The organism is Polaromonas sp. OV174 (assembly GCF_900112285.1).
In the GTDB taxonomy this organism is placed as follows: Bacteria; Pseudomonadota; Gammaproteobacteria; order Burkholderiales; family Burkholderiaceae_C; genus Polaromonas.
Map to the genome: position 1 here is coordinate 85,794 of NZ_FOKZ01000009.1, position 20,162 is coordinate 105,955.

A 20,162-nucleotide genomic window follows, 5' to 3' on the forward strand; every position below is an offset into this window, starting at 1 on the left:
CCTCAAATCTGCGGTGCTTGGGTTGTCAGATAACGAAATACTCTTTCCTGTGGAAAGGCTTCTCTTCGATCTGCTATCTGCTTCACCGCTTGGTATGCCGTTGCCTGTTCAAGCCCATATATGGAAGACATGCAGTTATCCATCAAACCCACCGTTCGGCCCTGATTCTGGAAATATGACAATACGCTGCGCCCTTGCCCAATCTGCGGCCTAGCCTTGTCCCAGCAGGCCTGTCGGCATTCATCGAGAGGCACGCTCAGCAGCTGATTAATCTGGGTCTGTTTCAACACGTCCGGCTCATTGACCCGGGTGCGACAACGCTTCGCAAGAACAGCGGCCACCACAAAGATGCCATGCCTGTAGAAGAGTCCTTCTGCCCCTCCTGTCGCAGCCGCATTGGAAGCTAGCACGCCTCGAACAAACCGGAGGAATTTCACCTTGTTGACGAGTTGCGCCCCAGTCAGCGCTGGCGTAAATAACGATTGGTACTCGCTGGACTCCGCGTTCTGGAACCGGGAAATTTCATTCTTGAGCCAAAACGGGTAACGCGAATCAACCTCGAACAAGGCCAATGCCTTCATGGCTTGCTCGATGGTGATGATGTTGGCTGAAACCTCCGCGTTGCGAGGCGTTGCTTCTGGCCTGTAGTGGTAACTGTAGCCAAGATAGGCCAGCTCGCGTCGCAGCTCTTCCTGCCGAGGATCAAGGGAAGCAAAGTTGCCGGTTGAGACGGGGTTCTGATGGTTGCGCGCCCGCGTCACGGAACGACCGAACCGACCTTCAGAATCGGCCTTGATGATTGTCACTAAGACTTTGGCATTGGAAATGTCGCAAAGCGGGTTCTGCGCGACGAACTCTGCTGCGGATGAAATCGTCTGCGCGCCATTGATAACCGAAAGGCCGCGCAGTCGCAAACGTTTGTTGGTCTTGGTACCTTGTGGTGCCTCGACTAGATCAGCCAAGGCGGTGACGCCGTTGTTCAGATAGAAAAACTCGTCTGGTGCTGTGCGCAAAGTTTCCTGAATCGACTTATTGACATCCGACTCACGCGATCCAAGGAAGTACCGGATATTGCGCTCGTACAGCGCCTTCTTATGCTTCTTGTGCAAGGCCACCAGATCAGAGACCAGCACCACGCCGATATGGGTATCGCGGTGCCCGCCGAGGTGTTGCCACTTGCTCAGAACTAGGCTGTCATTCACCACCCCGACACTCTGTTCGGCCAGCAGGTCGGCCTGAACCTTGTCCGGACCGTACTCCTCGATGTCCGCTTGCAGGCGTGCGGCTTCGTGATGCTCTTCGTCCTCCGTTAAGTCAGTGAGCACATTTCGTGCATGCACAGAAAAACCGGAACCAACATAGGCAACAACGAGCTTGATCTTTTCAGCTTCGTCAAAGGCATCGTCGAGTTCATCTTTTCGCCTCTGTACGTTGACATTAAATCGCCTGTATTGCTGACCCAGCAGGTACTCGGTGCCGTTGCGAAAGCGAATAGCTTCAGGTTCGTCGAACTGCTTGGTCGCCTCGAGTTTTGTTTGTATGAGGTAGAGGGTCTTGCTGGCGGTCTCGTAATAAATGGCATCTAGACCGTTGTCATCAAAGTCATCGACCACGGACTGCGCCGCGTCGGCAATGCCCACGTTCAACATCTTGTGCAGGACGAAACCACTGAAGGCACGGGAAAGCTGCTTCTTGTCCTGGTCGGCTTTCGGTCGCTTTTTATCGATCAATTCAGGCAGATGCGGCACGAAATCCTTCTCAAGTTTGGCTTTGAGAATGTTCAGAAAGTTTGTGGGCAGCGCGGGCATCAGGCACGCCCCTTGCTGGTCTTGTGCCCGCTCAGTCGCTTGATCTCACCGATGTCTACCGGCGAACGCATTTGCGTGATGGCTATAGCATCCAGCAAGATGTGCTCCTGCTCGTGACGTATGGCAATGGTGACTTCAGCCCCTTTGACGTTGATAATGCGATTCTTCATGACACCTCCCATTCCGCGGCGAAGAGCCGCGTAGCAGTCACATGCTGCTTCAGTTGTTTTTCCAATTCGTCGATGAGGCCATCGCGCTTGGCTTGAATTTCGTCCTGACGATCAAAGAGTTCGCGCCGCCTGCGGTCACGCAAGGCTTCAAGATCACGCTGACTTTTTTGTGCCGCCAGCTTCTCGGCTAAGGTGGCCGCCCCTTTGCTCAAGGTGCGCGTTTCCTTGATGCGGCGGTCGAGCTCCTTGATTTCGCGTTCAAGACCGACCTTTAAGTCATCGGCCCATGTGTCTAGCTTGTCCGTTTCCTGTGTGAATGCAGCCAGGTTGCGCATCTCAAGCCCAGAGAGGATGACGGTCTTCTGCCGATTGATTTCCTGCTCAAGCGCAGGCGACAGCGGCACGTGAACAGCATTGAAATCTTGGCCCGGTTGGTCCATGCTCGTAGGCGCATAGGCTCCTGGGTTGACTTCATTGCTAGTCAGAGGCAAGACACCAGCAACGGCGGGGATGGAAAGCAGCTTTTCAACAGTTTCCGCGTCATGTACGGCCCCCGTGTCGTCCTGCGCGGCCAACAGTAAGTGGTCTTCTTTCGTGCCCAAGGACTCGACCGTTAGCAGGTTCACCGCCACGGTGCCGGACCGGCCCACCAGTTGTTTGACCACGGCGACATGAGCACCATAGCTGTTGTAGTGCATGCACAGCTTTGCAGGTGCAAGCGGCAGCCCCTTGGCGTAGTCGATCAGCGTTTGCGCCAACACGTGTTGCAGCCGGTAGATGTGGGCCTCGTCGGTTCGACGCGGCAGCTCGTACCGGCCAAGCGGAATTGCTTGCCTTGCAATGCCATCAACAAAGGACGGTATGCGATCGAGTTGGAAGCCTGCCCCGTCTTCATCGAAGCGGGCATTCGCGGCCAGTGCTGCCTGCGTAAAGCGCATCAGCAGGCGTTCGAGCTTGCCCAACGACGCGCGGGCGGCCTGATCGCGGAGGCGCAGCCGTTCCTGCACGTCTACGTCAAAGTTTTCAAGCAGTGCCTTGCGGGCGTTCAGCATGGCATCGCTGATCTCGCCCGCAAGGTCGTCTTGCAGTTTCTGGAAAGCCGATTGAATTTGATCCGGGTGGCGGCAGGTTTGGTAAATTTCGGCAATGCGGCGCTCGAAATCGACACCCGACTCGACGGCCCCTAAAACCTCATCGCTGGCCCCAAACACGCCATCGAACAGTTTGAACTTTAGCGCCAGAAGTTCATACACGCGCCGGTCGGCCTCGTTCTCCCTGTTGAGGAAGTTCACCACCACCACATCATGCTTCTGGCCGTAGCGATGGCAACGGCCGATGCGCTGCTCCACACGCTGCGGGTTCCATGGCAGATCGTAGTTAATGACCATGGAGCAGAACTGAAGGTTGATGCCCTCCGCACCTGCCTCCGTGGCAATCATGATGCTGCCTTGCTCCTTGAAGTACTCCACCAGCGCCGCGCGGGTATCGGCGGAGCGCGAACCGCTAATGCGGTCTGTGCCCGCATTTTTTTTCATCCACTCTGCGTACACCTCTTTGGAGCGAGCATCACTGTTCGAGCCGTTGAACAGAATTACGCCCGGTCCGTAGGAAGTCTTCGCCAGCAATGACAGGAGGTAGTCTTGAGTGCGGCGAGACTCGGTAAAAATGATAGCCTTTTGGGCCGCGCCAAGCTCCTGCAACTTCTCGAAAGCCACCTTGAGGGCCTGCAGCAAGGCCAAGCCTTTGGAGTTTTCGGTGATGGAAACGGCAAGATCTCGGAACGACTCCAGTTCGATGATTTCAGCCATTATGGACAGAATCTCTTGCTCGGTCTTTGTCTTCTTGCTCGCCTGAGCATCTTGCTCTTCGAGACGGTCGATTTCTTCGACCAACTCGTCCAATCCTTCAAAGTCCTGGTCAAGTTCCTCCGCCAAGTCAAGACTGGCCGACTTTTCGTTCAATGTTTGCCGCAAGCGCTTAGCGAGTGATTCCAACGCTCCGGCAATAGCAAACGTGCTGGAAGCCAGCAGCTTGCGCAGTACCAGTGTAATCAGCTGCCGCTGGCTATTGGGCAATGCAAACAGAGAATCACGCTGGAGGTAATCCGAAACAAGGTTGTAAAGGTCGACTTCATCGGCTCCCGGCACGAACTCTTGCAGTAGCGGAATACGCTTGGTGTACTTGACATAGGCCTCGACCTGCCGCCGCAGGGTGCGCTTGCAGACTGGCTCGATACGACGCTTGAGGGCATCGAAGCTGGCTGCATCCTTAAGCGAGCCGAATTGGCTGCGGAAACTGTCAAGATCACCAAAAACCTTTTCATCGACAAAGCTCACAAGGCCGTACAACTCCAGCAGAGAGTTTTGCAGTGGTGTGGCGGTCAGCAGCACCTTGGGGGCGGAGATCAATGCGTCCTTTAGCGTGCGGGCTATCTTGTTGTCGGGCTTGTAGACGTTTCGTAGTCGGTGCGCTTCGTCGATAACCACCAAGTCCCATGGCACGGCCTGAACCTCCTTGGCCTTGCCGCTGGCGAACTGGTAGGACGTAATGAGCACGTAAGGTGCCTCAAAGGGCTTGCTGGCACCGTCCTTGATGGCCTGCTTATAAGACTTAGCTTCCAGAACTCCCGCCGAGATCCCGAACTTATCAGCCAACTCTTGATGCCACTGCTTACGAAGATTGGCCGGCGCAATCACGAGGATGCGGCGCTTGCGTTCTGCCCAGCGTTGGGCAATAAGTAACCCTGCCTCAATGGTCTTACCAAGGCCAACCTCATCGGCAAGGATCGAACCTTTCGACAGCGGGTTACTCGTGGCGAAGAGTGCCGCATCAATCTGGTGTGGGTTCAAGTCTACTTGCGCATCCAGTAAGGCACCGGCCATGCGATCCATGGAATCCGAAGCGGCGCGGCGGGTAAGTTGGTGCGCGAAGTAGGCTAGCTGGTGAGAGCTGTACGCTGACGCGATATTCTGATCTGGCTGAATCGGCGTCGTCAAACCTCATCTCCCGTTTTGTTGTCATTGGCACCGCCAGCCTTCACCCAAGCATCGACCTCAGCCCTCTGAAATTTCCAAGGACGGCCAACCCGGTGAGCAGGCATCCGCTTTTTGGCGATCCAAGCGTAGATGGTGTCCTTACTGACGCCAAGATAGCTAGCTATTTCTTCCACCGATAACCAACGATCCAGCGTCACACGCGTTTCCATCGATATTTCATTCCTGCAAGGTCACCCAAATATCACAAATGGCAGCAATTACCGTTTAGTGCCGATTTGGGCCGAATAGAGATGAGTATGCCCGATCAAGGACTGCGCGTTTCGCAAAGACAAAAAAAAGCTTGGCGCAGACCAAGCCCTTTCTGTAGACCCTATAACCATCAATACTCGTGTGGAAATATCAAAGTTGTTGCATTGCGGTCTGCCTCGGTAATTACCCAAATGCGCTGTCCTGCGACTTCGTAGCTGGAAAAGATGCGCAAAGGCTGCTCCAAAGCAAACTCGTTTTCGCGCGCATCTTCTAAAGGCAGGTCACCCCAATCGCCAGCAACATGTCGAGACAATACGTCGCTAGCGTCATGTCGGTATAGCTCTAGATGTTCGCGCACGGCTTGCGTAAAAACAATCACGCCCAACTGGAACAGTGGCGATCTTTTTCTTTTAAAAGGTTTACTCATTCTTAGGGTCTCAAAGTAAGCTGGGTATCTGTCGCTTATGAACAGGCCGGACATACCTGAGGACCATTTCAAGTGATTTGTGTGAGGTCTGGCCCATGATTAGGCTGGTCGGCATGCCGACCATTGCCGCTTCAGTGACGAAGCCCGCGCGCAGCGAGTGCCCTGACACTGCTTTGGATGCCTCTAGCCCCTTAGCTCGCTTCACAGCAGCCTTAATCACCAATGCAACGGACTGAGGCGTCAGCGGCTTAGGAGACGCTAGCCTGTCGTGGCGGTCAACTCGCCTGAAAATTGGTCCCTCCCGGATTCCCGTTAGTTCCAGCCAGTGTTGCAAGGCACATACCGGACAGCGCTCCTCTGACTTTGCCAGCGGTATAAATACCGTCCGCCCCTCGCCCTCTTGGTCAGTTTTCGATCGAACAATACGCAATTCAAGACCGTGCGAATGTGGGGTGATGTCCTCAACGGTTAATGCAACCAGTTCAGAACGCCGGAATGCTCCGGCAAAGCCGATAGACAAAATGGCTTTGTCCCGGGCCGCTTTCAGCGGTTTCTGCTTGGCAACCAGCACCAGTAGCTCAAGAAGGTCATCCTTGACCAACGCCCTCGCTCTTTTTTGCGCTACTCCGAAAGTGCGACGTATGCCTTGCATCGTGCGCTTGACCAACCGGTCCTTGACGGGACTGTCCAGCCCTCGATCTGTATGTGCCCGGTGGATCGCAATCAGCCGGTGCGCCAGGGTCGCCACCGCCAGCACACCGGCAAACGTAGCTAAGTACTCCGCTATCGTTTCAGGAGCACACGGAATCTTTCCGCCATTGGCCTTGAAATGCCGTACGTCCTGCGCATAGCTGCGCTTGGTAGAGGCCGCCTGGGCTGCTTGGGTGTAGCTGGTAACGAGTCTCGAAGGCTTGGGCTTCGGGCTCTTGGTATTGTTGGTTTGAGCGTTCATGCCTCGTCCATGGGTAACTGCGCGGCGCGCTTGGCTGCGTTGTGCGCGTTTGAGGTAGGTCTGTGGCGGCGCTTGTGCGGCCGACGTGAAGTCGCATCGCCTGGCCCGTTTTGATAGCGGCCTGCGCCGTTGGGCGGCTTACGATGGGTTGTAGTCGGCGGTTTCGCGGCGGCAATGTGCGGCCAGCGCCATACAGCCTGCGGCCATATCGCCCAGCTCGGACATGATGAATCCGAGTGCCTCCAGGCAATCGGCGCTGATGGTGCCGTCCTCCACCATGACGGCGGAGTGAGCCAGCAACTGCCCCATGGCGCCGACGCCGTTGTGCATTGCGCTCATCAGCATTTCCGCATCGTCCGCGATGGCTACGAGCAGCGCGGGGTCCGCAGCGGCAAAGTCAACCTCCTGCTCGCCGGTAAGCGGGAGTTTGGGCAAGCGGGCCATCAAGTCCCGCATGGGCCGAATCGCTGTCATCCGGCTGGCCATGTCAGTACTCGCTTGGGAGCAGCAAACAGGTGCTGGCGCGCGCCCGGTTGTCGCCACCGGTTTCTGCTTCCGTGATCACCCAGATGCGCGTGCCCTCCACGTCGTAGGCGCTCAGAATCCTTCCACCGTTGCGAGTCGCCTCGTCGTTGCACTTGGCATCATGGGCATCCACCACGCCCCAGTCGCCGTGGCAATGCTGGTTGAGCAGCACCGAGGGGTAGACACCATGTTTGTCGAGGTGGGCCAGCACAGTCGGGGTCGCAACCACCTGGCCCATGTCGAACAAGGGTCGCCCGCTGGTTTTGACGGTTTCGATGTGTTGGTCTGGCACAGGAACGCGATCAGTACTCATGATGGAGCCTTCTAACTTTTAAGTGGATTCGGAAATGCAAAAGCACGCCGCCCGCGCCTGGGTGGGCGCGAGTTGCGTGCTTAGAGGAACCGGCGTTAGCCGGAGTGGGGCAGCCCGGGTGTTCCGCCCGGTCTGGATCTACTGCTGAACCTTGAGACGATTCATGTCAGCGCGGTGTCGAATTGATGCGGCGGCCAGAAACGCGGAAAGGCTGCGTGAGCGCTTCACGGACCTTGGAATGGCTACTTTGCGCTTCCGATAAGCAGCTTGCCGGACAGGTATTGGGTCCACACGTCGAAGCCTGCCTTCTGGTTGCCGCGATTGCCCATCAGGAAGCCGACGGTGCGGCAGTCGTTCCGCATGTCACGGAAACCTTCCGGCGTGCCGGGGTACTCTTTGCCGTTCGATTCCAAGACGAACACGTTACCCTTGCGGGTGTTGGAGCATTTGCTGGTGTTCTCATAGTTCACGTGTTTTCGGTACGTAGGGGCATCCCAATCGTGGTTCTCACCGGGAAGGACTTTCAGCGTCACGTCACCGCCGCGTGCGTTCATCCACTTCGTTTGGGTTTCGCAGGTCGCTGGCGGGGTAATGTCGTCTTTCTCGCCGGACACCAGCAGCAAGGGCACCTTCTTGAAACTCTCAATTTCAGAGCGGTCGATGCAGGCGGGGTAGAGGCCAACGGAGGCGTCAAAGTTGACAGTCTGCAACTTCATCTGATCCTTCACGATAGCCTCAATGTAGGGGCGCGTGACATTAACGGCAGCCGCGCCGCCCATGCTTTCGCCAAGATAGCCGACTTTGGCATCTTTCCACTCAGGCGTCTGCTTGAGCTGGGCCAGGATGGACACAGCATCAAGTGCCCAGTTCACCCCGTCACCGCCCTTGGCGCGTGCCACCTGGTAGTCGCCGCCAGAGGACACCATGCCGCGCGCCTGCCAGTGGCCCATGACCATTGCGTTGATGCCGTTCTCGGCAAGGTGTTTGGCATATTCACTGTGGCGCTTGTCCACCGGTCCGGCACCGTGGCTGATAAGCACGAGAGCGGAGCGATCACCGCCCTTTGCACGGGCGAGGTACACAGGGATCTGAATCGGCACGCACTTGAAACTAGGAGTTTTCCAGAACCCGGTGCAGGCGAACGACGGCATCATGGTCTTCTCCAGCTTGCTTGCATCGAAGTCCGTGTCGGAACTTGTGGAGAATTGGGCCGAGACTGGTCCGGCAAACATCGTGGCGGCCACCACCAGAAGTGCGGAAAGCGTGTGTGTGATTTTCATGGTTACTCTTGCATCGTGGATAGGTTGATTGGTACAGGGAGGCGTCCTGTTACTCGAACTCGCTGAGCATCTTTAACTTGCGCCCCGTGGTCACCATTGCGATCACTGAATAGATGATGGAGTCGTCCTGTTTTTTCTGTCTTGTTGCCATTTATCCTCCCGTTAAAACACTTTACGTTTGGTTGCAAGCTGAGTTTGCCACAGACCAAACTCATAGGTTGTGTACTCTTAGTGTGCTTTTTTGAACACTGCAGGGCATGCCGCGTGCCCCAGTTCCCACCCCTCAACCGCTAGACGCCGCCGCCAAACGCGAGCAAGCGCGCCTGTTGGAGGCCTTTGGCACGGCTTTGCGGGAAGTGCGGCACGAACGGCTTTTGACCATTGAAGCGGTGGCGGAAGCCGCTGGCCTGCATCCGAACTACCTGGGCTCGGTGGAGCGCGGGGAGCGCAATGTGTCGCTTTTCAATATTTGGCGCATTGCGGCCGCCCTGGGTGTGTCTTCCGCGGCCCTGCTGGATGCACTGCCCAAGCGCAAGGTCAAAGCGGCGGTGCCGAATCGGGTGGCGCCCTCCTAGCCAGCCTGCGGCACTCCGTCTGGATTGCTTCGCTCTGCAGGGCCAGCCGCGACCTCCGGTGCCTACTTGCCCTTACCCCTTGGGCTAGGTTTGGGCGAGACCTCGATGTAGTAGATGGGATGCTTGGGCGTGATCAGCACCTTGAAATCGTTGGTGACGTGATGCCTGGGATCGATCCAATAAGCCGGGTCGACGACATAGTGAAAGCTCGGGGAGTCACCTTCGCCCCTGACGTGATGCCATAGCACCCAGCGACCGAACTCGGTATCGGGGTTGTAGTGGGCGGTGATCAGTGCGACGTCCGGCAGTGCGTCGATGCTCGGCACTTCCTTGTCTTCACTGGCAACCAGATCAAATTGATAAAGCAGCCTGCCCAGCAAGTCCGAATACACCCATGCCGGGCCGTGCTCTGTCAACCCGAGTTGGTAGGCGAGCTTTTTAATTTTGTCCAAAGGCTGGTTGACCAGCATTGCCACGCAGCACAGGCCGTCGTCGATTCGAGCATTCGGCTCCATCTCTACGCGGGTGAACGGTGAGACGAAGCCTTCGGGGAGTGGGCCTGCTGTTGCGGATACTGGTTTTGTGGTTGCCATGGTTTCTTACTCCTGGTTGAGGTTGAAGGAAACAAGCGCCCATGCGGCAGCCACACCGGGAATCGGCGGAATCCTAAAGAGAAGAATGCAAAAGGGGATTCAGGTCTGCGAGACGTGAGGACTGGGCCTCAGTTCGCTTCTGGCTGCACGAACGTGTGCTTGATCGTCTCTGGTTGTTCGGCTCGCGACTACCAAAGCGACCAAGTAATTTTATCATGTGAAATTTCAAGATCAATTGCCGTAAAACTTTATGTAGGCTCACTTTTGTGACCTAAAACGCTACGCAGTGCAAGCGTGCGAAAATCGTTCAAATGAATCGGGCGAAGCGGTTTTTTTGATTGACGGTATTTATGACGGTATTTTTGTGATTTATTCTCCAAGCAGCCACTTTTCACCAATGAAAGCTCTTCAGCTCGATGCAATCGCGCGCTACGTCGAACGCATGCTCAAAGACCGCACCACAACAACTCCATGACAACACTCATCTCCCCTGTCGAAGACATCGTGGCCGACATGCGCGCCGGCCGCATGGTGATTCTGGTCGATGAAGAAGACCGCGAAAACGAAGGCGATCTGGTGCTGGCAGCCGACCATGTCACGCCCGAAGCGATCAATTTCATGGCCCGCTTCGGCCGTGGCCTGATCTGCCTGACCTTGACACGGGAGCGCTGCGAATTGCTGCAGTTGCCACCCATGGCCGCCCGCAATGGCGCCCAGTACTCCACGGCCTTCACGGTGTCTATCGAAGCCGCCGAAGGCGTGACCACCGGCATTTCTGCCGCCGACCGCGCCCGAACCGTGCAGGCTGCCGTGGCCAAAAACGCCAAGGTCAGCGACCTGGTGCAACCGGGCCACATCTTTCCGCTGCAGGCGGTCGATGGTGGCGTGCTGATGCGTGCCGGTCATACCGAAGCGGGTTGCGACCTGGCCGGCATGGCGGGCTGCTCGCCGGCCGCCGTGATTTGCGAAATCATGAACGACGACGGCACCATGGCCCGGCTGCCCGATCTACGGCTGTTTGCGGCCGAGCACGGGCTCAAGGTAGGCACGATTGCCGATCTGATCGAGCACCGTAGCCGCAACGAATCACTGCTGGAAAAAATGGGCAGCCGAACGCTCCAGACCGCCTTTGGCGAGTTCACGGCCCACGCCTTCAAAGACAAGACCAGCCATGATCTGCACCTGGCGCTGGTCAAGGGGCAATGGAGCGCCGCCGACACCGTGGCCGTGCGCGTGCACGAACCCTTGTCGGTGCTGGATCTGCTGGAAACCGGCCGCTCCATGCACTCCTGGAGCCTGGATCAAAGCCTCAAGCACATCGAGGAAGAAGGCCGTGGCGTGGTGGTGCTGCTCAACTGCGGCGAAAGCGCGGCACAGCTGCTGGCCCAGTTTGAGGGCACGGCACGCGCCGCCCAGGCGCCCGAGCGCGGCCGCATGGACTTGCGCACCTACGGCGTAGGCGCGCAGATCCTGCGCGAATGCGGCGTGCAAAAAATGCAGCTCATGGGCAACCCGCGCCGCATGCCCAGCATGACCGGCTATGGCCTAGAAATCGTCGGCTACATCGACAAAGACTAAACAATCAAAGGGAATTCATCGTGTTTGGTGCAGAAAAAGGCTCAGCCGGCCAGCTTGACGGCAAAAAACTATCCATTGGCGTGGTGCAGGCGCGCTTCAACGAAAGCGTGACCAACGCCCTGGCCCAGGCCTGTAAGCAGGAGCTGGCGACGCTGGGAGTGCAAGCCGAGAACATCACCCATGTGCTGGTGCCCGGCGCGCTGGAAGTGCCCTGTGCCCTGCAAGCTCTGGCAGAGACCGAAAAATTCGATGCCCTGATCGCTCTGGGCTGCATCATTCGCGGCGAAACCTATCACTTTGAACTGGTCGCCAATGAAAGCGGCTCGGCCGTGACACGATTGGCACTGGACTACCAACTGCCCATCGCCAATGCCATCCTGACCACCGAAAACCTGGCGCAAGCGCAAGCTCGCCAGGAAGAAAAAGGACGCGACGCCGCGCGCGTTGCGGTCGAAATGGCCTTACTGCTGAACGACATTTCCTAAAGCCCCTGACCCCAACCCACTTACTTCACAGGCGCTTCATGGCTGAACCCACTATCAAATCCAAACGACCCCCGCAAACCCGTACCGGCCTGACCGACACCGGCGTGAAAAAAGCAGCCGACAAGTCGGCTCGCACCCGCGCACGGGAATTTGCCCTGCAAGCCCTGTACCAGCACCTGGTGGGCCGCAATGAAGCCGATTCGATTGATGCCTTCACGCGCGACCTGGTGGGCTTTCACAAGGCCGACTCGGCCCATTACGATGCACTGCTGCACGGCTGCATCCGCGACGCCCTCACGCTGGACGCCGGCATCCTGCCCTTGCTGGACCGGAAAATGGCCGAAATCTCCCCGGTCGAGCATGCCGTGCTGTGGATAGGCGCCTACGAATTCAGCCATTGCCTGGACGTGCCCTACCGTGTCGTGATCAACGAATGCATTGAGCTGGCCAAGGCCTTTGGCGGCACCGACGGTCACAAGTACGTCAACGGTGTTTTGCACAAGATGGCACCCTCGCTGCGCGCCGCGGAAGTTGCCGCCGATCAAGCCAGATAAAACCGGTCAACCAGACCGGAATCCTGAAAGTTTTGCCGTGAGAATTGCCCAGCGCGCGCAGCGGATTGAGCCCTTTTACGTCATGGAGGTTGCCAAGGCAGCAGCCACCCTGGCGCAAGAAGTGGCCCACACCAGCCAGCCCATGATCTTTTTGAACATCGGCGAGCCCGATTTCACGGCCCCGCCACTGGTGCAAGAGGCGGCCAGCCGCGCTATTGCCCAGGGCAACACGCAATACACCCAGGCCACCGGCCTGCCGGCCTTGCGCGAGCGCATCAGCGACTGGTATGCCTCACGCTTTGGCGCCCAGGTGGCGCCCAGCCGCATCATCATCACGGCAGGCGCTTCGGCCGCTCTGCAACTCGCCTGCCTGGCCCTGATAGAGGCCGGCGACGAAATCTTGATGCCCGATCCGAGCTATCCCTGCAACCGGCACTTTGTCGGTGCCGCCGAAGGCAGCTCGGTATTGATTCCGACCACGGCCGAGGAACGCTTTCAGCTGACCCGCGAGAAAGTCGAATCTGCCTGGACCGACAAGACACGCGGCGTCTTGCTGGCCTCACCCTCCAACCCCACCGGCACCTCCATTGCGCCTGAAGAGTTGCAGCGGATTCACGAATTTGTGCACAGCCGGGGCGGCATCACCCTGATTGACGAGATTTATCTCGGCCTCAGCTATGAAGAACACTTCGGCCACTCGGCCCTGGCTATGCCGGGCGAGTTGGGCCAAAGCGTCATCAGCATCAACAGCTTCAGCAAATACTTCAACATGACCGGCTGGCGGCTGGGTTGGCTGGTCGTCCCCGAAGCCCTGGCACCGGTGATAGAACGGATTGCGCAAAACCTCTTCATCTGCGCCAGCAGCGTGGCACAGCACGCCGCCCTGGCCTGTTTCGAGCCGGATAGCCTGCAGGAATACGAGCGCCGCCGCGCCGAGTTCAAGGCCAGGCGCGACTACTTCATTCCCGAACTCAAACGCCTGGGTATGCATGTGCCCGTGATGCCTGACGGCGCCTTCTACGCTTATGCCGATTGCACCGACGCTGCGGCCCGCCTGGGCGTCAGCGGCAGTTGGGACTTTGCCTTTGAGTTGATGCAGCGCGCTCATCTGGCGGTTACGCCGGGCCGCGATTTTGGCCAGGCCGCGCCAGATCGCTTTGTACGGTTTTCCACGGCCAATTCGATGGCCCAGTTACGCGAAGCCGTGGCACGGCTGGAGGCTGTTCTGGCATGAGTGCGACCGTGAGCCCCGAGCCTATAGACCAACTCAATCAGACTCAGCCCGAACGGATTTTCCAGTGGCCCATCCGTATTTACTGGGAAGACACCGACGCCGGCGGCATCGTTTTTTACGCCAACTACCTTAAATTTTTTGAACGCGCGCGCACCGAATGGCTCAGATCCCTGGGGCTGGAGCAGCAGCAACTCAAGAACAGCAGCGGCGGCATGTTTGTCGTCAGCGAAACCAGCATCCGCTACCATCGCCCTGCCCGCCTCGACGACCAACTCACCGTGACCGCAAGCCTGATGGAAATTGGCCGGGCGTCCATGATAATCAAGCAGCAGGCGCTATTAAAAACAGAGCAAAGCAAACTATCCGACAGAGCCTTGGGTAAGGGGCCATTTCCCGCCGAGCCGCCCCAAGAAACATTAGCCCCCTCGGGGGCCAGCGCATTACGCGAAGCGAACAGCGTGGGGGCTACATTACTCTGCGAAGGCACGATACGGATTGGCTGGGTCAATGCAGCCAGTCTGCAGCCCATGCGCATTCCCGCCGCCATTCTTGACTGCTTCAAAACTTGATCAAAGCTTCAACATGAACCAAGACCTCTCGATTGCCAGTCTCCTTCTCCATGCCAGCTGGGTTGTCCAGCTGGTGGTCGCCTTGCTGGTGGGCATTTCCATTGCCAGCTGGGCCGCGATCTTCCGCAAAATCGTGGCGCTGAAAAAAGTCCAAAAGCTCAACGACGACTTCGACCGCGAGTTCTGGTCAGGCACCAGCCTGAACGACTTATTCGCCGGAGCAGCTCAAAACGCCAAGCACTCGGGCGCCATGGAACGCATTTTTGCCAGCGGCATGCGTGAATACCAGAAACTGCGCGAACGCCACATCAACGATGCCGGCACTCTGCTGGACGGCGCACGCCGTGCCATGCGCGCCAGCTATCAGCGCGAGATGGATGCCATCGAGGCCAACCTGTCGTTTCTCGCCACCGTCGGCTCGGTCTCGCCTTATGTCGGCTTGTTCGGCACGGTCTGGGGCATCATGCACGCCTTCACCGGGCTCGCCGCCATGGAACAGGTCACGCTGGCCACCGTGGCGCCCGGCATTGCCGAGGCCCTGGTCGCCACGGCCATCGCCTTGTTCGCCGCCATTCCGGCCGTGGTTGCCTACAACCGTTTTGCCCACGACATAGACCGCATCGCCAATCGCCTGGAAACCTTTATTGAAGAGTTTTCCAACATCCTGCAGCGCAACCTGGGTGCGCAATCGCCCTCGGGTCACTAGAGGATGATGACCCCCACGCTTTTCACTTCGTGTAATGCGCTGCCCCCCGAGGGGGCTGGCCATGCTTGGGGCGGCCCGGCGCAGCGGCCGCACGCTCTATCGCTCAAGATCAGGTCGCTTGCGACCTAGGAATAACACACCATGCCAGCAGTTTCCTCACGCGGCCGGGGTCGCCGCACCATCAGTGAAATCAACATGGTGCCGTTTATCGACGTCATGCTGGTGCTGCTCATCATCTTCATGGTGACGGCGCCGCTGATCACGCCCAGCATGATTGCCGTACCCAAGGTCGGCAAGGCCTCCAAGCAGCCGCTAAATCCGGTGCAGGTCCTGATCAACAAGGACGAAAGCATTCAAATCAAGATCAAGGCCGATACCCTGAGCAGCACGCTGAGCCATGTCGCGGCCGACATCGTGAAACAGGAGCCGGCCGTGCAAGCCGCGGGCGAGCAGGCGGTGCCGGTCGTGATCAGTGCCGACAAGTCCATCAAGTACGAAACCGTGGTCCAGGTCATGAGTGCCTTGCAAAAGGCCAATGTGTCACGGGTTGGCCTGTCGGTGCAAACCTCAGGCAGCAAGTAATAGATAGCCACAGGCCGCCACAATCCACCATGCCCAGCGCAGCAGAACGTCTTGAATTCGCCCCACCCCGGGACACAGGAAACCTGCGCGCCTTCGGGCTGGCCTTGCTCGCCCATGTGCTGCTGATCGCCGCACTGACCTGGGGCGTCAACTGGAAACGCAGCGACCAGACGGTCTCTTTTGACGCCGAGTTGTGGTCCAGCCTGCCGCAGCAGGCCGCGCCGAAACTGATAGAAACACCGCCGCCGCCACCGCCACCTCCGGTCGAGGCGCCAACTCCCACCCCGAGGCCAGCGCCCACCAAGGTGGCGCCTCCCGAGCCAGCGTTGCCCGATGCGGACATCGCCCTGCAACAGGAAAAGAAACGCAAGCAGCTGCAAAAAGAAGCGGAGGCCAAGGCCGAGGAAAAAGCCCGCAAGCTGCAAGAGCAGCTGAAGGCCGAGCAGCGGGCCAAAATAGAAAAAGCAAAAGAAAAAGAGCAAAAAGCCAAGGAAGAGTTGGCCAAGCGCAAGGCTGCTGACGAAGCCAAAAAAGCCCAAGCCCAAAAACACGATGCCGAGCAGCAGGCACAGCAAAAGCTGACCGAGGCGGCTGCGAAGAAGCAGCGCCAGGATGCGATGAACCGCATGATGGGCCTGGCTGGCGCCACCGGCGGCGCCGATGCCAAGGGCAGCGCCCAGAAATCCAGCGGCCCGTCGGCCAGCTACGGCGGCAAAGTCAGGGCGGCCGTCAAACCCAATGTGGTATTCACCGAAGACATTGCCGGCAACCCCAAGGCCGAGGTTGAGGTACGCACGACCGCCGACGGCACCATCATGAGCCAAAAGCTGATCAAGTCCAGCGGCAACCCCGCCTGGGACGATGCGGTGATCAAGGCCATCATCCGCACCGGCACGCTGCCACGCGATGTGGATGGCCGCGTGCCCACGCCCATGATTCTTGAATTTCGCCCCAAAGACTACTAGGGACTAGGCAGCCAGCGTGAGTGCGGGCGAATAGCTATCAATAATATAGCTACTCTCGCCCGTCCTGATTGCCCTAGAGGTCTTTTTCACTCATAAACAATCTTCGCCAGCCCTCTGTCGGCCTGCGTCTTCCAGCTGATCAGCGCCGCGTCGGTCGGGAAAAACTTGGCCGCCTCGCCCAGCTGCAGCTCGGCCGTGGCGCCCTCGCGCCGCAGGCTCAAGCGCACCGACAAGCCACGGTTTAACTCGCCCTGATCCGTCATCTCAGGGCGCGGCGGAAAGTCTTTGACCATGCGGGCAATGTCTGGCGCCCGGCCATTGACGGCGACGCGCAAGTACTTGCCGAATCTGCAGCGTGCCGACTCCAGATCCCAGACCTGCGTCACCTTGAAGCGCCGGCCAAAGCGCTCGGACGCACCCTGCAGCGTGCCCTGCACAATCACCAGCTCGTCGTCTTTGAGCAAGTTGCGATAGGTGTTGAAGGTGGCCTCATCCACCGAGGCTTCCAGCACGTCGGTCTTGTCGTCCAGCTTGAAGATGATCAGCTTGCCGCGACTGCCGTTGATCACGCGCAGATCACCGACGATGGCGGCCAGCATTTGCGGATCGCGCGAGTCGCTCATGTCCTCAATCTTGCGCCTGGCAAACTGCCGCACCTCGGCCTCGACCTCGTCGAACAAATGGCCGGAAAGGTAAAAACCGATCGCCGTCTTTTCCAACACCAGCCGCGCCTTGACGCCAAAAACATCGGCCTCGACCAGTGGCGGCTCCTGAGTGCTGGAGCCATGCGAGTCGGCCATGTCGAACAGCCCGCCCTGGTTGGCGTTGGCCTGGGTCGCGGCGGCAAACTCGAAGGCCCGTTCCACCGAAGCCAGCAGCGCGGCGCGGTTCAGCTCTATGGTGTCAAAGGCGCCGCCCTTGATCAGCGCTTCCACCGTGCGCTTGTTCATCCGGCTGCGATCAACCCGCACGCAGAAATCGTAGAGCGAAGCGAAGGGACCGCCCTCCTCGCGGGCGGTAACAATCGCCTCGATGGCCTGCCTGCCCGTGCCCTTGATGGCCCCCAGGCCATAGCGGATCACCTTGTTGGTGATGGGCTCAAAGCGGTAGGTGCCGGTGTTGACATTGGGCGGCTCGAAAGTGATGTTGAACTTGTTGGCATCCTCGTACAACACCTTGAGCTTGTCGGTGTCGTCCATTTCCTGAGTCATATTGGCGCAGAAGAACTCCGCCGTGTAATGCACCTTGAGCCAGGCGGTGTGATAGGCCAGCAGCGAGTAAGCGGCGGCGTGCGACTTGTTGAAGCCATAGCCGGCAAACTTCTCCATCAGGTCGAACACCTCGTCGGCCTGTTGCTCGCCAATGCCTTTTTCGGCGGCGCCCTTGCGGAAGATTTGCCGGTGCTCGGCCATCTCCTCGGCCTTTTTCTTGCCCATGGCGCGGCGCAGCATGTCGGCGCCGCCCAAGCTGTAACCGCCCAGCACCTGGGCCGTCTGCATCACCTGCTCCTGGTAGACCATGATGCCGTAGGTTTCGGCCAGCACCGGCTCGACCAGCGGGTGCGGGTACTCGACCACCTCGCGGCCGTGCTTGCGCGCCACGAAACTGGGAATCAGGTCCATGGGGCCGGGACGATAAAGCGCATTGAGCGCAATCAGGTCTTCCAGCCGGGTCGGCCTGGCGTCCTTGAGCATGCGCTGCATGCCGATACTTTCAAACTGGAACACCGCCTCGGTCTTGCCTTCCTGAAACAGGCCGTAGGTCGCGCGGTCGTCCAGCGCGATGGTCTCGAAAGCAAAGTTTTCCTGCCCCGGATGGCGACCGACAATGAACTCACGCGCCAGCTCCAGGATGGTCAGTGTGGCCAGCCCCAAAAAGTCGAACTTGACCAGGCCAATCGCCTCGACATCGTCCTTGTCGTACTGGCTCACCGCGGAGCCGCTGCCTGGCTGCTGGTAGAGCGGGCAAAAGTCGGTCAGCTTGCCCGGCGCGATCAGCACACCGCCGGCATGCATGCCGACGTTGCGCGTCAGGCCTTCGAGCTTGCGCGCCAGCTCCAGCAGCGTGTGAACATCCTCTTCGTTGGCCTCACGCTCGGCCAGCACCGGCTCGGCCTCCATGGCATAAACCAGTTTGCCGCTGCCGCCGCCGGGCGGCGGTAGCTGCAGCGTCACCGCCTGGCCGGGCTTGTTGGGAATCAGCTTGGAGATGCCATCGCAAAAGCCGTAGGGAAAATCCAGCACTCGGCCGACGTCGCGGATCACCGCTCGCGCCGCCATGGTGCCGAAGGTGACGATCTGGCTGACCGCCGCATGGCCGTATTTGTCTTTCACGTAGTCAATCACGCGATCGCGATTGCCCTGGCAAAAGTCAATATCAAAGTCGGGCATGGACACCCGCTCGGGGTTCAGAAAGCGCTCAAACAGCAAGTTGTACTGCAGGGGGTCCAGGTCGGTAATCTTCAGCGCATAAGCCACCAGCGAGCCGGCACCGGAACCCCGGCCCGGTCCGACCGGACAGCCATTGTTCTTGGCCCACTTGATGAAGTCACTCACGATCAGAAAATAGCCCGGGAAACCCATGTTCAAAATGGTTTTGATCTCGAACTCCAGCCGCGCCACATATTCCGCCCGCTTGGCATCGCGCAGCGCAGTATCCGGATAAAGCTGCAGCAGACGCTCCTCCAGCCCTTCAAACGAGGCATGCCGGAAATAGTCTTCAGGCGACATGCGCACGCCATTGACCTCGGGCGTCGGGTAGTCGGGCAGCTGCGGCTTGCCCAGCTCCAGCGTCAGATTGCAGCGTTTGGCGATTTCCAGCGTATTGGCCAGTGCCGAAGGCAGGTCGGCAAACAGCGCCTCCATCTGAGCCGCCGACTTGAAATATTGCTCGCGGGTGAACTTGCGCACGCGGCGCGCATTGCCCAGGATTTCGCCCTCGGAAATGCAGACGCGCGCCTCGTGGGCCTCGTAGTCCTCATAGGTGAGAAACTGCACCGGGTGGGTCGCCACCACCGGCAGCCTGAGCTGGGCCGCCAGTTGCACGGCAGCCACCACATGACGTTCGTCATCCGCACGCTGGGCGCGCTGCAGCTCCAGGTAAAAGCGATTCGGGAAAAGGCCGCTCAGATAGCGGGCGCACTCCGTCGCCCGTGCGCTGTCGCCTTGCAGCAGCGCCTGTCCGACAGCGCCGCCCTGCGCGCCAGACAGGGCAATCAAGCCCTCATTGAGCTCCTCAAGCCACTCCAAGGTGATGACGGCCTGATCGCGCACCACATTTTTCGTCCAGGCCCGGGTGATCAGTTCTGAGAGGTTTAGATAACCCTGGCGGTTTTGCACCAGCAGCAGCAGCCGGACCGCCGGCGCAGCAGCGTCTTTCCCCGGCACTTGCACCCAGACATCGGCACCAATCAAGGGTTTGACACCGGCGCCACGCGCCTCCTTGTACAACTTGACCGTGCCAAACAGATTGCATAGATCGGTAATGGCCAGCGCCGGTTGCAGGTCGGCAGCGGCGGCGGCAACGATTTCATCAATGCGGTTGGTGCCGTCAACGACTGAAAACTCGGTGTGGATTCTTAAATGGACAAACATGCGCTTCA

Annotated in this window: 21 protein-coding genes; 10 read left to right on the plus strand and 11 right to left on the minus strand. The window is 58.8% G+C overall.

All coding sequences use genetic code 11. The annotated features are described in order from the left end of the window. Positions 1–2 precede the first annotated feature (2 nt). The 9 genes from BM160_RS10070 to BM160_RS10105 form a co-directional block, all read right to left on the minus strand. Positions 3–1,808: an AIPR family protein gene (locus BM160_RS10070; protein WP_092004362.1), complete on the minus strand. Its 1,806-nt coding sequence runs from the start codon at positions 1,806–1,808 to the stop codon at positions 3–5. Next, positions 1,808–1,978 carry a hypothetical protein gene (locus BM160_RS22580; protein ID WP_177218974.1) on the minus strand — a complete coding sequence of 57 codons (171 nt, stop codon included), beginning with the start codon at positions 1,976–1,978 and terminating at the stop codon, positions 1,808–1,810. The genes BM160_RS10070 and BM160_RS22580 overlap by 1 nt, the downstream gene beginning before the upstream one ends. Next, complete coding sequence (locus BM160_RS10075) at positions 1,975–4,974, minus strand: SNF2-related protein (protein ID WP_369821768.1); 3,000 nt, start codon at positions 4,972–4,974, stop codon at positions 1,975–1,977. Before BM160_RS10075 ends, BM160_RS22580 begins: the two co-directional genes overlap by 4 nt. Beyond that, a complete protein-coding gene (locus BM160_RS10080; protein WP_177218975.1) occupies positions 4,971–5,183 on the minus strand; it encodes a methylation-associated defense system helix-turn-helix domain-containing protein MAD1 in 213 nt (70 codons plus the stop codon). Before BM160_RS10080 ends, BM160_RS10075 begins: the two co-directional genes overlap by 4 nt. 170 nt (positions 5,184–5,353) lie before the next feature. Further along, positions 5,354–5,650, minus strand: a complete 297-nt coding sequence (locus BM160_RS10085) for a hypothetical protein (RefSeq protein ID WP_092004368.1) — start codon at positions 5,648–5,650, stop codon at positions 5,354–5,356. Positions 5,651–5,660: 10 nt separating this feature from the next. Continuing rightward, a complete protein-coding gene (locus BM160_RS10090) occupies positions 5,661–6,602 on the minus strand; it encodes a site-specific integrase (RefSeq protein WP_092004371.1) in 942 nt (313 codons plus the stop codon). Between the two features lie 138 nt (positions 6,603–6,740). After that, positions 6,741–7,076: a hypothetical protein gene (locus BM160_RS10095; RefSeq protein WP_177218976.1), complete on the minus strand. Its 336-nt coding sequence runs from the start codon at positions 7,074–7,076 to the stop codon at positions 6,741–6,743. Between the two features lie 13 nt (positions 7,077–7,089). Then, positions 7,090–7,440 carry a hypothetical protein gene (locus BM160_RS10100; RefSeq protein WP_255368802.1) on the minus strand — a complete coding sequence of 117 codons (351 nt, stop codon included), beginning with the start codon at positions 7,438–7,440 and terminating at the stop codon, positions 7,090–7,092. Positions 7,441–7,682: 242 nt separating this feature from the next. Then, a complete protein-coding gene (locus BM160_RS10105; protein ID WP_092004377.1) occupies positions 7,683–8,720 on the minus strand; it encodes a dienelactone hydrolase family protein in 1,038 nt (345 codons plus the stop codon). A 257-nt stretch (positions 8,721–8,977) separates the two neighbouring features. Here BM160_RS10105 and BM160_RS10110 point away from each other — a divergent pair, with 257 nt between their 5' ends. Then, on the plus strand, positions 8,978–9,295 hold the full coding sequence (locus BM160_RS10110; RefSeq protein ID WP_092004380.1) for a helix-turn-helix domain-containing protein: 318 nt from the start codon (positions 8,978–8,980) through the stop codon (positions 9,293–9,295). 62 nt (positions 9,296–9,357) lie between these two features. Here BM160_RS10110 and BM160_RS10115 read toward each other — a convergent pair whose 3' ends face one another. Continuing rightward, positions 9,358–9,888, minus strand: coding sequence for a hypothetical protein (locus BM160_RS10115; RefSeq protein WP_143093217.1), 531 nt, complete (start codon positions 9,886–9,888; stop codon positions 9,358–9,360). A 286-nt stretch (positions 9,889–10,174) separates the two neighbouring features. Between BM160_RS10115 and BM160_RS22585 the strand changes: the two genes are divergently transcribed. The 9 genes from BM160_RS22585 (at position 10,175) to tolA (ending at position 16,561) form a co-directional block, all read left to right on the plus strand. Next, positions 10,175–10,363, plus strand: a complete 189-nt coding sequence (locus BM160_RS22585) for a hypothetical protein (protein ID WP_177218977.1) — start codon at positions 10,175–10,177, stop codon at positions 10,361–10,363. Next, entirely contained in the window at positions 10,360–11,466 is a 1,107-nt protein-coding gene (gene ribBA / locus BM160_RS10120) for a bifunctional 3,4-dihydroxy-2-butanone-4-phosphate synthase/GTP cyclohydrolase II (RefSeq protein ID WP_092004386.1), read from the plus strand. The genes BM160_RS22585 and ribBA overlap by 4 nt, the downstream gene beginning before the upstream one ends. A 20-nt stretch (positions 11,467–11,486) precedes the next feature. Next, positions 11,487–11,951 (plus strand): 6,7-dimethyl-8-ribityllumazine synthase, encoded by a 465-nt coding sequence (gene ribH / locus BM160_RS10125; RefSeq protein WP_092004388.1) that lies wholly within the window; start codon positions 11,487–11,489, stop codon positions 11,949–11,951. Positions 11,952–11,989: 38 nt separating this feature from the next. After that, positions 11,990–12,505: a transcription antitermination factor NusB gene (gene nusB, locus BM160_RS10130; protein ID WP_092004390.1), complete on the plus strand. Its 516-nt coding sequence runs from the start codon at positions 11,990–11,992 to the stop codon at positions 12,503–12,505. 37 nt (positions 12,506–12,542) lie between these two features. Then, on the plus strand, positions 12,543–13,739 hold the full coding sequence (locus BM160_RS10135; protein ID WP_092004393.1) for a pyridoxal phosphate-dependent aminotransferase: 1,197 nt from the start codon (positions 12,543–12,545) through the stop codon (positions 13,737–13,739). Further along, complete coding sequence (locus BM160_RS10140; RefSeq protein WP_092004396.1) at positions 13,736–14,308, plus strand: tol-pal system-associated acyl-CoA thioesterase; 573 nt, start codon at positions 13,736–13,738, stop codon at positions 14,306–14,308. The genes BM160_RS10135 and BM160_RS10140 overlap by 4 nt, the downstream gene beginning before the upstream one ends. Positions 14,309–14,321: 13 nt before the next feature. Next, positions 14,322–15,014, plus strand: a complete 693-nt coding sequence (tolQ, locus tag BM160_RS10145) for a protein TolQ (protein ID WP_092004399.1) — start codon at positions 14,322–14,324, stop codon at positions 15,012–15,014. 141 nt (positions 15,015–15,155) lie between these two features. Next, positions 15,156–15,596, plus strand: a complete 441-nt coding sequence (locus BM160_RS10150) for a biopolymer transporter ExbD (protein ID WP_092004402.1) — start codon at positions 15,156–15,158, stop codon at positions 15,594–15,596. Between the two features lie 29 nt (positions 15,597–15,625). Then, complete coding sequence (gene tolA / locus BM160_RS10155) at positions 15,626–16,561, plus strand: cell envelope integrity protein TolA (protein ID WP_092004404.1); 936 nt, start codon at positions 15,626–15,628, stop codon at positions 16,559–16,561. 86 nt (positions 16,562–16,647) lie between these two features. On the opposite strand, the gene dnaE is transcribed toward tolA, so the two are convergent. After that, complete coding sequence (gene dnaE, locus BM160_RS10160; protein ID WP_092004406.1) at positions 16,648–20,154, minus strand: DNA polymerase III subunit alpha; 3,507 nt, start codon at positions 20,152–20,154, stop codon at positions 16,648–16,650. Between the last annotated feature and the right edge of the window lie 8 nt (positions 20,155–20,162).